17 protein-coding genes are annotated in these 14,356 nt (G+C 55.2%); 13 read left to right on the top strand and 4 right to left on the bottom strand.

Translation table 11 applies throughout. The features are described from left to right. Positions 1 to 2: 2 nt before the first annotated feature. A complete protein-coding gene (gene ampH / locus D5067_RS17980; protein WP_119935473.1) occupies positions 3 to 1,163 on the bottom strand; it encodes a D-alanyl-D-alanine-carboxypeptidase/endopeptidase AmpH in 1,161 nt (386 codons plus the stop codon). Between the two features lie 205 nt (positions 1,164 to 1,368). Here ampH and D5067_RS17975 point away from each other — a divergent pair, with 205 nt between their 5' ends. From D5067_RS17975 to D5067_RS17965, 3 genes are all read left to right on the top strand, one after another. Next, complete coding sequence (locus D5067_RS17975) at positions 1,369 to 1,902, top strand: isochorismatase family protein (RefSeq protein WP_119935345.1); 534 nt, start codon at positions 1,369 to 1,371, stop codon at positions 1,900 to 1,902. Between the two features lie 115 nt (positions 1,903 to 2,017). Continuing rightward, positions 2,018 to 3,238: a peptide antibiotic transporter SbmA gene (gene sbmA / locus D5067_RS17970; protein WP_119935344.1), complete on the top strand. Its 1,221-nt coding sequence runs from the start codon at positions 2,018 to 2,020 to the stop codon at positions 3,236 to 3,238. A 14-nt stretch (positions 3,239 to 3,252) separates the two neighbouring features. Continuing rightward, positions 3,253 to 4,350, top strand: coding sequence for a DUF1615 domain-containing protein (locus D5067_RS17965; RefSeq protein ID WP_119935343.1), 1,098 nt, complete (start codon positions 3,253 to 3,255; stop codon positions 4,348 to 4,350). Here D5067_RS17965 and D5067_RS17960 read toward each other — a convergent pair. Further along, positions 4,347 to 4,649, bottom strand: coding sequence for a DUF2755 family protein (locus D5067_RS17960; protein WP_119935342.1), 303 nt, complete (start codon positions 4,647 to 4,649; stop codon positions 4,347 to 4,349). The two genes, D5067_RS17965 and D5067_RS17960, sit on opposite strands and share 4 nt — an antisense overlap. A gap of 246 nt (positions 4,650 to 4,895) precedes the next feature. Here D5067_RS17960 and D5067_RS17955 point away from each other — a divergent pair, with 246 nt between their 5' ends. After that, positions 4,896 to 5,123: a DUF2754 domain-containing protein gene (locus D5067_RS17955; protein ID WP_119935341.1), complete on the top strand. Its 228-nt coding sequence runs from the start codon at positions 4,896 to 4,898 to the stop codon at positions 5,121 to 5,123. A gap of 5 nt (positions 5,124 to 5,128) precedes the next feature. Here D5067_RS17955 and ddlA read toward each other — a convergent pair whose 3' ends face one another. Continuing rightward, complete coding sequence (gene ddlA, locus D5067_RS17950; protein WP_119935340.1) at positions 5,129 to 6,229, bottom strand: D-alanine--D-alanine ligase; 1,101 nt, start codon at positions 6,227 to 6,229, stop codon at positions 5,129 to 5,131. A 102-nt stretch (positions 6,230 to 6,331) separates the two neighbouring features. Here ddlA and D5067_RS17945 point away from each other — a divergent pair, with 102 nt between their 5' ends. From D5067_RS17945 to adrA, 6 genes are all read left to right on the top strand, one after another. Continuing rightward, entirely contained in the window at positions 6,332 to 7,015 is a 684-nt protein-coding gene (locus tag D5067_RS17945) for an extensin-like domain-containing protein (protein WP_119935339.1), read from the top strand. A 169-nt stretch (positions 7,016 to 7,184) separates the two neighbouring features. After that, positions 7,185 to 8,399: a multidrug efflux MFS transporter gene (locus tag D5067_RS17940; RefSeq protein ID WP_119935338.1), complete on the top strand. Its 1,215-nt coding sequence runs from the start codon at positions 7,185 to 7,187 to the stop codon at positions 8,397 to 8,399. A 199-nt stretch (positions 8,400 to 8,598) separates the two neighbouring features. Further along, a complete protein-coding gene (iraP, locus tag D5067_RS17935; protein WP_119935337.1) occupies positions 8,599 to 8,859 on the top strand; it encodes an anti-adapter protein IraP in 261 nt (86 codons plus the stop codon). Positions 8,860 to 8,958: 99 nt separating this feature from the next. Beyond that, positions 8,959 to 10,374 (top strand): alkaline phosphatase, encoded by a 1,416-nt coding sequence (gene phoA / locus D5067_RS17930; protein ID WP_119935336.1) that lies wholly within the window; start codon positions 8,959 to 8,961, stop codon positions 10,372 to 10,374. A 91-nt stretch (positions 10,375 to 10,465) separates the two neighbouring features. Beyond that, positions 10,466 to 10,786 (top strand): phosphate starvation-inducible protein PsiF, encoded by a 321-nt coding sequence (psiF, locus tag D5067_RS17925; protein WP_119935335.1) that lies wholly within the window; start codon positions 10,466 to 10,468, stop codon positions 10,784 to 10,786. Between the two features lie 102 nt (positions 10,787 to 10,888). After that, positions 10,889 to 11,992, top strand: a complete 1,104-nt coding sequence (adrA, locus tag D5067_RS17920; RefSeq protein WP_119935334.1) for a diguanylate cyclase AdrA — start codon at positions 10,889 to 10,891, stop codon at positions 11,990 to 11,992. A gap of 16 nt (positions 11,993 to 12,008) precedes the next feature. Here the strand turns inward: adrA and proC are convergent, their stop codons facing one another. After that, positions 12,009 to 12,818 (bottom strand): pyrroline-5-carboxylate reductase, encoded by an 810-nt coding sequence (gene proC, locus D5067_RS17915; protein ID WP_119935333.1) that lies wholly within the window; start codon positions 12,816 to 12,818, stop codon positions 12,009 to 12,011. Between the two features lie 105 nt (positions 12,819 to 12,923). Between proC and D5067_RS17910 the strand changes: the two genes are divergently transcribed. The 3 genes from D5067_RS17910 (at position 12,924) to yaiA (ending at position 14,287) form a co-directional block, all read left to right on the top strand. Next, positions 12,924 to 13,382, top strand: coding sequence for a YaiI/YqxD family protein (locus tag D5067_RS17910; RefSeq protein WP_119935332.1), 459 nt, complete (start codon positions 12,924 to 12,926; stop codon positions 13,380 to 13,382). 144 nt (positions 13,383 to 13,526) lie between these two features. Continuing rightward, positions 13,527 to 14,051: a shikimate kinase AroL gene (gene aroL, locus D5067_RS17905; RefSeq protein WP_119935331.1), complete on the top strand. Its 525-nt coding sequence runs from the start codon at positions 13,527 to 13,529 to the stop codon at positions 14,049 to 14,051. Positions 14,052 to 14,095: 44 nt separating this feature from the next. Then, on the top strand, positions 14,096 to 14,287 hold the full coding sequence (gene yaiA / locus D5067_RS17900) for a protein YaiA (protein ID WP_003859135.1): 192 nt from the start codon (positions 14,096 to 14,098) through the stop codon (positions 14,285 to 14,287). Positions 14,288 to 14,356: the final 69 nt, after the last annotated feature.

The raw sequence follows: 14,356 nt of genomic DNA, 5'->3' as shown, positions 1-14,356 counted from the left end.
TACTAATTAGATGCCGTGAGCACCTGGGCTTTGTTGGCGCTGAGCTCGGCAACCAGATTATTAATGCCGTCACTCATATTAATAAAGCGCGTGTTAGGCGAGCGGGTAACGACCACAAACGCACCGACGTTTGACTGCGGGATCATCGCCATGTAGGTAATGAATCCGCCGCCGCCACCGGTTTTCTGAATAATGCCCGGACGGCCATCTTTTGGTGCCATGTACACCCAGCCCATGCCGAGGGCATCGGCTTTACCGGGGACATCCATTCCGATAACGCGGTGCAGCTGGGCGCGCTGGTAAATCAGCGTCTGCATACGGTCAGCCTGGCTGCTGCGTGCATAAAAATCCGAAGAGAGGAACTGCTGCATCCAGCGCATCATGTCGCCCGGCGTGGAATACACTCCACCGCTACCGACCGCCGCAAGGGTGTTGTTACACGGGCTGGCACCTTTCTCCGCAACCATCAGACGGCCGCACTGATCCGGAGAGGGGGTAAAGGTCGTGTCCTTCATACCCAGCGGACGCGTAATCTGCTCTTCAAACAGCTTTGCGTAAGGCTTGCCTGATGCTGTTGCTAACGCATCGGCCAGCAGGTCAAACGCCAGATTCGAATAGGATGCCTGAGAGCCCGGCGCGGTTTTCAGCGTTGCGGTGCTCATGTAGTTCCAGCGCTGCTCGCGTGTCGGCCAGACAAAGACCGGACGATGCGCCGCGCCGCCGGGCTGTTCGCGCGGCAGGGCACTGGTATGCGTCGCCAGGTTGACCAGCCGGATCGGTGTGCCCTGATATGTCGGAACTCGTGCGCCAGGAGGCGCGTATTTACTGAGCGGATCGTCGAGCTTCACCACGCCCTGGTCGAGCAGCTTCACCAGCATTTCGCTGGTCATCAGCTTGGTAATAGAGGCGATACGGATAACCGAATCCAGCTGAGGGTGAATGTTATTTCCCGGTCGCGTTTCGCCAAAGCTGCGAAACACTCGCTGGTTACCGTCAATCACCACCAGCGCCATTCCCGTTGCGCCGCTACCGTAATAAATCAGGTTCGCATAGCGATCGGCAATATCAGAGGCCAAAACCGGGGCCGTCAGCGGCTGTGCTGCCTGGGCGGTGGAGAAGCTTACCGCACAGAGCGCGGCAAAAGAGAGCAGACAACGTTTCAACAAAAAAACATCCATCAAGTGAATTGGGAAAGTAATGGGTATTTATACTACTAATCGGAGCCGTGCAATGACCCGAATTGCATAACGATAGCGAGAAAAACGTAACCATGGGTAAATAAGAACAATTTACTTGCGAGCCACCTCCCATTTTGTGACATCGGGCTTATGATAGACGCATGTGTCATTCAATCTTTCGGGGATGGGTATGTCTGAGAAGCGTGTGGTTATGGTCGTTGATATGCAGAATGGGGTCTTTGAAACCCCACGTCGTCAACGTGAAAAATGTGTCTCACTGATCAATCAGCTCACCCACGCCGCCGATACGGTGATTTTCATTCAGCATACCGAGGCGGGTGGGCTGGAAGAGGGAAGCGAAGGATTTGCGCTTCTGCCTGAACTACGCCAGCCAAAGGATGCATTCTACGTAACCAAAACCGCTTGCGATGCCTTTTACCACACTACGCTTGAGGGGCTGTTACGCGATCTCGGAGTCCATGAGTTCGTTATCTGCGGCTGCGCTACCGATTACTGCGTTGATGCCACGTTCAAGAACGGCGTTAGCCGGGGATACCTCATTACCGTTGCGGAGGATGCCCACACCACGAGTAATCGTCCGGCAGCGGATGCTCAGATTCTGATTAGCCACTACAACGATGTCTGGCGTAACTTCATTGCCCCAGCCAATCCTCCCGCGGTGAAACGCGTCGAAACAATTCTCGAAAACTGGAAAGCGAACTAATAATAAACCCTCGGGTCTGACCTTTTTGCCTGAGCCGGCAGGCTGGCTCAGGCAGGATTTTCGTGTGGTGATGTGTTGAGCACAGCAACATCCATAACAACAAGAAGGAAGCATAATGTTTAAGTCTTTTTTCCCAAAGCCGGGGCCATTTTTCCTGTCGGCATTTATTTGGGCGCTGATCGCTGTCATTTTCTGGCAGGCTGGCGGCGGAGCGTGGCTGACGCGCATCACGGGAGCAACGGGCGATGTGCCGATTAGCGCCGCACGCTTCTGGTCGCTGAGCTATTTGCTGTTTTATGCTTACTACACGGTTTGCGTGGGGCTCTTTGCAGTTTTCTGGTTTATCTACTCACCGCACCGCTGGCAGTATTGGTCGATTTTGGGTACGTCACTGATCATCTTTGTGACCTGGTTCCTGGTGGAAGTGGGGGTGGCCGTTAACGCCTGGTATGCACCCTTCTACGACCTGATCCAGACCGCGCTCAGTTCACCGCACAAGGTGACGATTAATCAGTTCTACCATGAAGTGGGCATTTTCCTCGGCATCGCCCTTATTGCGGTGGTTATCGGCGTGATGAATAACTTTTTCGTCAGCCACTACGTTTTCCGCTGGCGTACCGCGATGAACGAACACTATATGGCGCACTGGCAGCACCTGCGTCATATTGAAGGCGCTGCGCAGCGCGTGCAGGAAGACACCATGCGTTTTGCCTCTACCCTTGAGGACATGGGAACCAGTTTTATCAACGCCATTATGACGCTGATTGCCTTCCTGCCGGTGCTGGTGACCCTCTCTGCGCACGTTCCTGAGCTACCGATTATCGGTCATCTGCCGTATGGTCTGGTAATTGCCGCGATCGTCTGGTCGTTGATGGGAACGGGCCTGCTGGCAGTGGTGGGGATCAAACTGCCGGGCCTGGAGTTTAAAAACCAGCGCGTGGAAGCCGCTTACCGTAAGGAGCTGGTCTACGGTGAAGATGATGCCAACCGCGCGTCGCCTCCAACCGTGCGCGAACTGTTTGGCGCGGTGCGTCGTAACTACTTCCGCCTCTACTTCCACTACATGTATTTCAACATCGCGCGTATCTTATACCTGCAGGTTGATAACGTTTTCGGGTTGTTCCTGCTGTTCCCGTCGATTGTTGCGGGTACTATTACGCTCGGTCTGATGACGCAGATCACCAACGTCTTTGGGCAGGTTCGCGGCTCGTTCCAGTATCTGATCAGCTCCTGGACCACGCTGGTCGAGCTGATGTCCATCTATAAACGTTTACGCAGCTTTGAGCGTGAGCTGGACGACAAAGACCTGCAGGAAGTGACCCATACATTCAGTTAATACAGGAAGTTGCTATGACCTTTGCCGTACCGCGCGCGTTACCGCTGTCCTTACTGGCTGCCTTTGTGCTGGCGGGCTGTGCTGAGAAAGGGGCTGCGCCACTTAAAAAGGGTGAAAAGCCGGTGGATGTCGCAAGCGTTGTCCGGCAAAAAATGCCCGCCAGCGTGAAGGATCGCAACGCGTGGGCAGAGGCACTGGCAAAGACTTTTGAAAGCCAGAAGATAGCCCCCACCGAGGAGAATATCTGCTCGGTGCTGGCCGTCGCGCAGCAGGAATCCATGTACCAGTCAGATCCTGCCGTGCCGGGGCTAAATAAGATCGCCTGGAAGGAGATCGACCGCCGCGCCGAATCGATGCATATACCGGTTTTCCTGGTCCATACCGCGCTAAAAATCACCTCGCCAAACGGCAAAAGCTACAGCGAACGGCTGGATTCGGTGAAAACCGAGAAGCAGCTGAGCGCCATTTTCGATGATTTCATCAGCATGGTGCCGATGGGGCAGAAGCTGTTTGGCTCGCTTAATCCGGTGCATACCGGCGGCCCAATGCAGGTCAGCATTGCGTTCGCCGAAAAACATACCGATGGCTATCCGTGGAAAATTGATGGAACGGTGCGTCAGGAGGTATTTTCCCTGCGCGGTGGGCTATGGTTTGGCACCTATCACCTGCTGAACTATCCGGCAAACTACAGCGAGCCGCTGTACCGTTTTGCGGACTTCAACGCAGGCTGGTATGCGAGCCGGAACGCGGCGTTCCAGAATGCCGTCAGCCGCGCAAGCGGGATTAAGCTGGCGCTGGATGGCGATTTGATCGCTTACGGCAGCAGCGAGGCAGGAACCACCGAGCGTGCGGTGCGCAAACTGGCAACAAAGCTGGATATGAGCAACAACGAGATTCGCCGCCAGCTGGAGAAGGGCGACAGCCTGGCATTTGAGAAAACAGATTTGTATCAGCAGGTCTTTAAGCTTGCAGAGCAGAAGAGCGGTAAAACGCTACCGAAGGCCATGCTGCCGGGGATACAGCTTGAAAGCCCGAAGATCACGCGTAATCTGACCACGGCCTGGTTCGCAAAACGTGTCGATGACCGCCGGGCGCGCTGTATGGGGCTTTAGAAACGACGTCGCAGGCGAAGCACTAACGCGATAACGCCCAGAACCATACAGCCTGCAAGGAAGGGGACCAGACCAAACAGGGTGCTTACGCCGAAACCAATCTCCACGCGAGGGCGCCCGTTATCCTGAACCTGCATCAGGTGTTCATAAACACCGGGAGCATGAACCAGCATGTTGAGGAGCTGTGAGCCTGCCCAGAAGCAGAACAACACAAACAGGGCGTAGGCAATATTACCCGCCGTGGAGGTTTTTGGTTGTTTGCCGCCAAAAATCGGTTTCGACAATGTAAAATCAGCCATAAAGACCTCCCGAAATAGCACACTGTTTTATACGCGTCTTACAGGTGAAGTGTGACAGGTCATAGCATTTGTCAATATCAGAATCGTGGTAATTTTGCCCAGCGATTACTCCTGGATTGTCGATTTCTGCAGCACATCACAATTCGGAAACTTAAGTGAAACTGCGTCGCGTTTCAGAATTTCCGCATTCGCCACAGACCTGGCCGTAAAACTGTGAGAGGATAGTTTTTTTCTGCCGGAGTCGTCATGAAGCTCACATCCAAACTACGCCGTGACTGGCACTACTACGCTTTTGCTATTGGCCTGATCTTTATTCTTAACGGTGTTGTGGGGCTGCTGGGGTTCGAAGCGAAAGGCTGGCAAACCTATGCCGTTGGCCTGGTGACCTGGGTGATTAGCTTCTGGCTGGCGGGATTTATCATCCGCCGCCGCCCGGAAGAGGCGACAGCGGACGAGACGGACGCGGCTAAGTAGGGGGGTTAACCGTTGACGGAGCTTTTGAGGGCGCTGTCAGCGGCGTAACGCTCCAGCGCCAGCTCGATCAGGCGGGTGATCAGCTCAGGGTAGCTGATTCCGCTTGCCTGCCACAGCTTTGGATACATACTGATGTTGGTGAAGCCCGGCAGCGTATTAATTTCGTTGATCACCACGTCGTTCTCGGCCGTGAGGAACACGTCAACGCGCGCCATACCGAAGCAGCCGAGCGCCTGATAGGCTTCGACGGCGATCGCACGGATCTTGTCGTTGATGGCGGGATCGAGGGCGGCGGGTACCACAACCTGCGCGCCCTTATCATCAATATACTTGGTGTCGTAAGAGTAGAAATCGCTGTTTAACACCACTTCACCGCAGGTACTTGCCTGCGGAAAATCATTCCCCAGTACGGCGCACTCAATCTCACGTCCTTTGATCCCCTGCTCAACCACTACCTTGTGGTCAAACTCGAATGCCAGCCGCACGGCTTCGGTAAACTGTGCTTCAGTGTTTACTTTGCTGACGCCGACGGACGATCCCTGGTTCGCCGGTTTGACGAACAGCGGCAGACCCAGCCTCTCTGAGAGCTGGGCGAAGGTGAATTTTTCGCGGTTTGCGCGTGTGAGCGTAACGAACGGCGCAATATTTAGCCCGGCATCACGCAGCAGGCGCTTGGTGACGTCTTTATCCATGCAGGCTGCAGAGCCCAGCACATCGGAGCCGACAAACGGCAGGTTAGCCATACGCAGCATGCCCTGCAGTGAACCGTCTTCGCCCAGCGTGCCGTGTACGATCGGGAACACCACATCAATCTGGGTCAGGGCCTGTGCATTACCGGCGTCAATGAACTGCCCCTGAACCTGGCCTGGCACGGTCGCTACGCTGATGTCAGAAGGATTAAGCGCAATGTGGGCGGGGTCGTTAGCGTTTAACAGATATTGGCTTGCATCGTTAACGTGCCACTGGCCCTGTTTATCAATGCCCAGCAGCACCACGTCGAAACGGTTTTTATCAATGGCATCGACGATATTTTTGGCCGATTGCAATGAAACCTCGTGTTCTGCTGACTTTCCCCCAAAGACAATACCTACCCGCTGCTTGGTCATTTCACTCTCTTCCAGTCTGACGAAAAGCCAATAACATACCACGATGCCCGGCGGGTTTCGCGGCCTTCTGCCATAATGTTTTGAGCATGCCGAGGGGGGAGTGTGAAAGGAAAAAGTGTACTGACCGTTTGCCTTATTGTCGCTGTCGCAACAGTGGGTTACCGCTGGCTGCCGTCCTACTACAATCCTTTCACCCCGCTGACGCTTGACGATCCGCCCGGTAAAATTACGCAGTTTAAACTTCGCCGCCTGACGCCTCATGCGTGTGAGCGTTTGCTGTCCCAGGCCAATCAGCGCGCGCTCATCCGCACGCAGGCGGTGGCCGATAGCGCAGGCGAGTGTCCGCTCAGCAACGTGGTGCGGGTGCGTGACTTTGGCCCCGTGAGCCTGAACAGCAGTTTTTTGGCCAGCTGTCCGCTGGCGCTGAGCTCCGCACTGTTTGTGAGCCAGCAGGCCAGGCCGCTCACCAAAACCTTTATGGGAAGCGAACTTACCCGGATTGAGCACGTGGGCAGCTTTGCCTGCCGGAATATTTACCATCGCCCTGATGCGCGACGCAGTGAACATGCGACGGCAGAGGCGCTGGATATCAGCGCGTTTCGGCTGGCAAACGGGGAGCGGATCACCGTATTGAAGGGGTGGCGGTCAGCAAAAACGCAGCCCTGGCTTCAGGCGCTGCTGGCAGCAAGCTGCGGCTATTACGGCAACGGTCTGGGACCGGAGTACAACGCGGCGCACGCCAACCATTTTCATCTCGGAATGCGCGGTTTCGGTCTGTGCCGCTAAAGCATAATCTTCCGCGTTGAAATGGATAATTTGTGACATGTTTCACAAATATGATGACTGGGAAGATAAAACACCAAAGTCAGCCACGCCGCATCTCTGGCGCACCGTAAAGGTACGTAACTTGCTAATCTGTAGGCGAATTCGCCTAAAAATGAAGATTAATTCTGTTATGGAATCCTGGAAAGTAAACCTCATCTCGGTCTGGTTCGGCTGCTTCTTTACCGGACTGGCCATCAGCCAGATCTTGCCCTTTCTGCCGCTGTACGTTTCTCAGCTGGGCGTTTCGTCCCATGAAGCCCTCTCAATGTGGTCAGGCCTGACGTTCAGCGTCACCTTCCTGGTCTCTGCGATTGTCTCCCCAATGTGGGGCAGCCTGGCGGATCGCAAAGGACGCAAGCTGATGCTGCTGCGCGCGTCGCTGGGGATGGCGATTGCGATTCTGCTGCAGGCTTTTGCCACAAACGTCTGGCAGCTGTTTATCCTGCGCGCGATTATGGGGCTAACCTCCGGGTATATTCCCAATGCCATGGCGCTGGTGGCCTCACAGGTTCCCCGCGAACGCAGCGGCTGGGCGCTGAGCACGCTCTCAACGGCGCAGATCAGCGGGGTTATTGGTGGCCCGCTGATGGGGGGCTTTCTCGCCGATCACGTGGGTCTGCGGGCGGTATTTTTGATTACGGCGATCCTGCTGGTCGTCAGTTTTCTGGTCACGCTATTTCTGATCAAAGAGGGCGGGCGTCCTGTCGTCAGCAAATCCGAGCGTTTGAGCGGCAGGGCGGTGTTTGCCACGCTGCCTTACCCTGGCCTGATGATCAGCCTTTTTGTGACCACGATGGTCATCCAGCTTTGTAACGGCTCTGTCGGGCCTATCCTTGCACTGTTCATTAAATCGATGGCGCCGGACAGCAGCAATATTGCGTTTCTGAGCGGCATGATTGCCGCAGTGCCCGGCGTATCTGCGCTCATCTCCGCGCCGCGCCTCGGAAAGTTAGGTGACAGGATCGGCACGGCACGCATACTGATGGCAACGCTGATTTTTGCGGTCATACTCTTTTTTGCCATGTCGTTCGTGACGTCGCCGCTGCAGCTTGGGGTTCTGCGCTTCCTGCTCGGGTTTGCCGATGGCGCCATGCTGCCGGCTGTGCAAACCCTGCTGGTAAAATACTCCAGCGACCAGGTCACCGGGCGCATTTTTGGCTATAACCAGTCGTTTATGTACCTCGGGAACGTTGCTGGTCCTCTTATCGGGGCTTCTGTCTCCGCGATGGCCGGTTTCCGCTGGGTATTTGCCGCCACGGCAGTGGTGGTCTTGCTGAATATTATTCAGCTGGCATTTGCCCTGCGTCGACGCAGGGAATTAGCGGCGGAAAAATCTGCCCGCTGATGCATTATATATTCTTATGGTAGCCACATTTTTATATAACGGAATGTGGCTGTAGAGTAATAGAAAAACGTTTCGCTGACGGCCGGATACTTCTATTTTGGCAGCGAGGTCACTTTTGCATAAGATAATACTTTTCTCCTCTTTGCATTACTCAATGAGAGTGCTAATTTCAGGAAAAATCCCATAAGGAAATAGCACGATGAAAAATCTCATTGCTGAGTTGCTGGTTAAGCTTGCACAAAAGGAAGAAGAGTCAAAAGAACTGGTCGCTCAGGTCGAGGCGCTGGAAATTGTGGTTACCGCACTGTTGAGAAACATGGCCAAACAGGATCAGCAAGCGCTGATCGACAGCATCGAAGGCGCGCTGGACAACGCCAAGCCGGATTCAGTGGTGCCAGCGCAGGACGCGGAGATGCTCCACCAATACGTAAAGAAGCTGTTAAGGCATCCGCGCAGTTAAACCGTCACAGGACGTGACGGGTTGTCATAGAAATGTCATGCAGGTTGCCTATAGTCGCTCTGTTTTTATTTTTACGTATTTGTACATGGAGAAAATAAATTGAAACAGAGCGCACTTTTCATCGCATTAATCCCGCTGTTATTTACCCCCGTCACTCATGCCGATACCACGAATACCGCAGTCCTGGATAATCGTGCAGCGCAGGGTGATATCACCCAGCCCGGCGGCGCACGCCGACTTTCTGAAGATCAAACCGCGGCTATTCGCGCTTCGCTGAATGATAAGCCAGCAAAAAATATAATTCTGCTGATTGGCGACGGTATGGGGGATTCCGAAATTACGGCCGCGCGAAATTATGCCGAAGGGGCGGGCGGCTTCTTTAAGGGGATTGATGCGTTACCGCTTACGGGACAATATACCCATTACGCGCTGGACAAAAAAACCGGAAAACCGGATTACGTAACGGATTCCGCCGCGTCTGCAACGGCGTGGTCAACCGGCGTGAAAACCTATAACGGTGCGCTGGGCGTGGATATTCACGAAAAAGATCATCAAACCATTCTCGAAATGGCGAAAGCGGCGGGGCTGGCAACCGGCAACGTTTCTACCGCCGAGCTGCAGGACGCGACGCCGGCCGCGCTGGTTTCGCATGTCACGTCCCGTAAATGCTACGGTCCGTCCGTCACCAGCGAAAAATGCCCAGCCAATGCGCTGGAAAAAGGCGGCAAGGGGTCGATTACCGAGCAGTTACTGAACGCACGTCCCGACGTGACGCTGGGCGGCGGGGCGAAAACCTTTGCCGAATCCGCAACGGCGGGCGAGTGGCAGGGGAAAACGCTGCGCGAGCAGGCGCAGGCGCGGGGCTATCAGATGGTGAGCGATGCGGCCTCGCTGGCCGCCATTACGGAAGCGAATCAGGATAAACCGCTGCTGGGGCTCTTCTCTGAAGGTAACATGCCGGTTCGCTGGGAAGGGCCGAAAGCCTCTTATCACGGCAATATCGACAAACCTGCGGTGACCTGTACGCCAAACCCGAAACGCGATGGCAGCGTTCCGACGCTGGCGGCGATGACGGATAAAGCTATCTCTCTGCTGAGCAAGAGCGAAAAAGGCTTCTTCCTGCAGGTAGAAGGTGCGTCAATTGATAAACAAGACCATGCCGCGAATCCGTGCGGCCAGATTGGTGAAACGGTCGATCTGGACGAAGCGGTGCAGAAAGCGCTGGAATTCGCGAAAAAAGACGGTAATACCCTGGTCGTGGTCACCGCTGACCATGCGCACGCCAGCCAGATTATCCCATCAGACACCAAAGCGCCGGGTCTGACGCAGGCGCTGAACACCAAAGATGGTGCGGTGATGGTCATGAGCTATGGCAACTCTGAAGAAGAGTCTATGGAACATACCGGCACGCAGCTGCGCATTGCGGCGTACGGTCCGCATGCGGCAAACGTGGTTGGACTGACGGACCAGACGGATCTGTTCTACACCATGAAGGCTGCGCTTGGGCTGAAATAAGAACAACGCCCGGCGGAAATCGTAACCGTCGGGTGGTTTTTTTCCCGCCACGAACCAGACTTACTGTGTATGTTCACAAAAGGATGGTGCAATGAAAACAACAATACTGGTTACCCTACTCTCAGGCGTGTTTCTGATGGCGTCCGCAAATGCGGCAGAAAAGACCCTGACCCCTCAACAGCAGCGCATGACCACCTGTAATCAGCAGGCCACCGCGCAAACCCTGAAAGGCGACGCCCGTAAAACGTATATGAGCGATTGCCTCAAAAATGGTGCAGCCAAACCGGGCGAAAAAAGCCTGACGCCGCAGCAGCAAAAAATGCGCGAGTGCAATGCCCAGGCCACGCAGCAGATGCTTAAAGGCGACGATCGCAGCAAATTCATGAGTGCTTGCCTCAAGAAAGCGGTGTAGTCCTAACGGGTGAGTCGTGGTTCTGGCTCACCCGAAATTTCATACTTTCCCCGCAGGCCCCCTCTCTATAATTTGGGAAATTGTTTCAGAATATTCCCAAAAATGATGAATGATGAAATCTATTACAACAAAGAGAACATTCGGGAAGAGTTGAATCAGGATCTTTCTCAGGATGACTCACACCGTTCCGGCATTCAGTTTGCCCGGCGAGTTCGGCTGGCGCGCACGGTGGGGCTGGCAGCGATGTTTTTCCCCATAGCGGGTGTGCTGGTCACCCATTTTCTTGCCGGCGGCTGGTGGCTATTACTGGTCGGCTGGGCCTTCATTTGGCCCCATCTGGCCTGGCAGCTTGCCTGTCGCTCGCCAGCACCTCACTGCAGGGAAATCTTCAATCTAAAGATAGACGCCGTTATCGCTGGCGTCTGGATAGGGCTGATGGGCGTGATGGCCTTGCCCACGGCGGCGCTGATCGTGATGATCGGCATGAATTTGTTGGGATCGGGCGGCTTTAGGCTCTTTATGGTCGGTATCATTATTACGCTGCTCACGGCCCTGGTGACGCTGCAGCTGACCGGCAGTCTGGTTTTGCTTTCGCCAGGCCCTCTGGAGTGGTGGCTGACGCTGCCGGTGCTGATGTTGTACCCGATGCTGTTCGCCTGGGTCAGCCATCGGACGGCGCTTCGGCTGGCAGAACATAAACGGCGGCTTGAGCTAATGAGCACCCGTGACGGCATGACCGGCGTATTCAACCGCCGCCACTGGGAGATACTCCTGCGTAATGAATTTGATAAATGCCGCCGCAGCCAATATCTGGCGACGATTTTGCTCATCGATATCGATCACTTCAAGAGCATTAACGACACCTGGGGCCACGATGTGGGCGATGAAGCGATAGTGGCTATTACCCGGCAGCTGCAGCTTACCCTGCGCTCGTGTGATGTTATTGGTCGTTTCGGCGGGGATGAATTTGCGGTGATTATGTCCAGGACGACTGCGGAAAGCGCGATTGCCGCGATGTCCCGCGTGCACGAACGCCTGAAAAATATGCCGCTGCCCGGCGCGCCGACGGAGAGGCTGCGTATCAGCGTTGGGGTCGCGCCGTGGGGACCGCAGTTCGGGCACTATCGTGAATGGCTGAAAGCGGCGGACGTTGCTCTCTATAAAGCTAAAAATGCCGGACGCGGCCGCACGGAAGTGGCGGCCTGACGCCCGGCAATCGCTGTCAGGATTTACTCAACTGCTCTGATTTTTCCATGCATTTTGCCATCGCCTCAATGACGGCCGAGCGGAACCCGCGCTCTTCCAGCACGCGCACGGCTTCGATGGTGGTACCGCCCGGCGAGCAGACCATATCTTTCAGTTCACCCGGATGTTTGCCGGTTTCCAGCACCATTTTGGCGGAGCCCATCACCGCCTGCGCGGCAAATTTGTAGGCCTGCGCGCGCGGCATTCCACCCAGTACGGCAGCATCTGCCATCGCTTCGATAAACATAAAGACGTAGGCCGGCGCTGAGCCACTCACGCCCACGACCGGATGGATCATGGCCTCGGCGATGACTTCAGCTTCACCGAAGCAGCGGAAAATGTTCAGCACGTCGGCCACGTCTTCGGAGGTGACCAGCGCGTTCGGCGTGACGGAGGTCATGCCGGCGTTAACCAGCGACGGCGTGTTTGGCATGGCGCGCACAATTTTACGGTCATGACCGAGGGCGCGCGCCAGCTGGTCGAGAGTGACGCCTGCGGCAATCGATACCACGAGGGTCTCTTTATTGAGGCTGGAGGTGATTTCGCTCAGCACTTTGATCATGACGTTCGGTTTAACGGCGCCAAACACGATATCGGCGACCTGAGCGACTTCCTGTGCGCTTTCCGCCGCGTTGATCCCGTACTCGTCGCGTAACGCCGCTACTTTGTCTGGTGAAGGGGTATAAACCCAAATCTGACCCGGCAGGACCTGCCCGCTGGCAATCAAACCGCCAAGGATGGCTTTGCCCATGTTGCCGCAGCCGATAAACCCGATTTTCTTCTCCATCACGTCTCTCCGTTATTATGCGTTGTTATCGCTGATTGATAGGTTTATAGCTTAACAACGAAAAGCAGGCGACAATAGCCGTCATTGCAATACAAGGGTGACATTATGGCGATTTGGGTTGATGCGGACGCCTGTCCGAATGTGATTAAAGAGATTTTATTTCGTGCTGCCGATCGTGTGCAGATGCCGCTTACGCTGGTGGCGAACCAGAATATCCGCGTGCCGCCTTCTAAATTCATCCGGTCCCTGCGGGTCCCGGCCGGGTTCGACGTGGCGGATAACGAGATTGTGCGGCTGTGCAGCGCGGAGGATTTAGTGATCACTGCAGATATTCCGCTGGCCGCCGAAGTGCTGGAGAAGGGGGCTGCTGCACTAAACCCGCGGGGTGAGCGGTATTCGCCTTCCACCATCCGTGAAAAGCTGACGATGCGTGATTTTATGGACACGATGCGTGCCAGCGGCGTGCAGACCGGCGGGCCGGACAGCCTGTCCCAGCGCGATCGCCAGCAGTTCGCCGCCGAGCTGGATAAATGGCTGCTCGAGGTTAAGCGTCGCACGGCGTAATGATAACCATTGTCAAAATGTGGTACAGTGTGGCCTCCACAGGGTTGTCATCCCGTACCGCTTTGCAGTAAAGTAAACGCAACATCTTCTGCAATCAATTCTTTACAGTCTTCAGCCTTCCGGCATCAAGGGGAACACCTGGTTATGAACCCACCCATCTTTTTAGTTGGCCCTCGCGGCTGTGGGAAAACCACCGTTGGCCTGGAACTGGCGCGCGCGTGCCAGAGTCAGTTTGTCGATACTGACCACTGGCTTCAGGAGCATGCGGGCCAAACCATTGCTGAGATTGTCGAAACAGAAGGCTGGGAAAGCTTTCGCGCACGTGAAACCGCGGCGCTGGAAGCGGTTACCTCACCTGCGACCATCATTGCAACGGGCGGCGGAATTATTCTGGCTGAGTACAACCGGCAGTTTATGCGTGAGAAAGGGATTGTGATTTATCTCTGTGCGCCGGTTTCTACCCTGGTGGCGCGTCTGGAAGCGTTTCCTGAAGAGGGGCAACGCCCGGCGCTCACGGCTAAGCCGCTCAGTGACGAAGTCAGCGAGGTTCTGGCGGAGCGTGATGCACTTTACCGCGAGGCGGCACACCACGTTGTGGACGCCTCTGCATCGCCGGAAGAGGTTGTTATTCAGATTATTACCGCCCTTCGTTTGGCCTGCGCCAGCTAACCGCCGTCTATACTGATAGCTCAGACATAAAAAAAGGATGAGCTATGCCAACCAGACCTCCCTATCCGCGCGAAGCACGTATCGTTACCGTCGAGAAAGGTAACGGCGATCAAACCGTTACCTGGTATCAGCTGCGCGCAGATCACCCCAAACCCGATTCGCTGATTAGTGAACATGAAACCGAGCAGGAAGCGCTGGACGCTAAGCGGCGCTACGAAGATCCTGAAAAGTCCTGACACAATTCCTAAACCGCCTAAAACCGTGCTCAAATCACACTTTTAACCCACCGTGAATGTTAAGCACGG

It is taken from the genome of Enterobacter huaxiensis (assembly GCF_003594935.2).
In the GTDB taxonomy this organism is placed as follows: Bacteria; Pseudomonadota; Gammaproteobacteria; order Enterobacterales; family Enterobacteriaceae; genus Enterobacter; species Enterobacter huaxiensis.
This window is presented reverse-complemented; position numbering and strand designations above follow the sequence as displayed.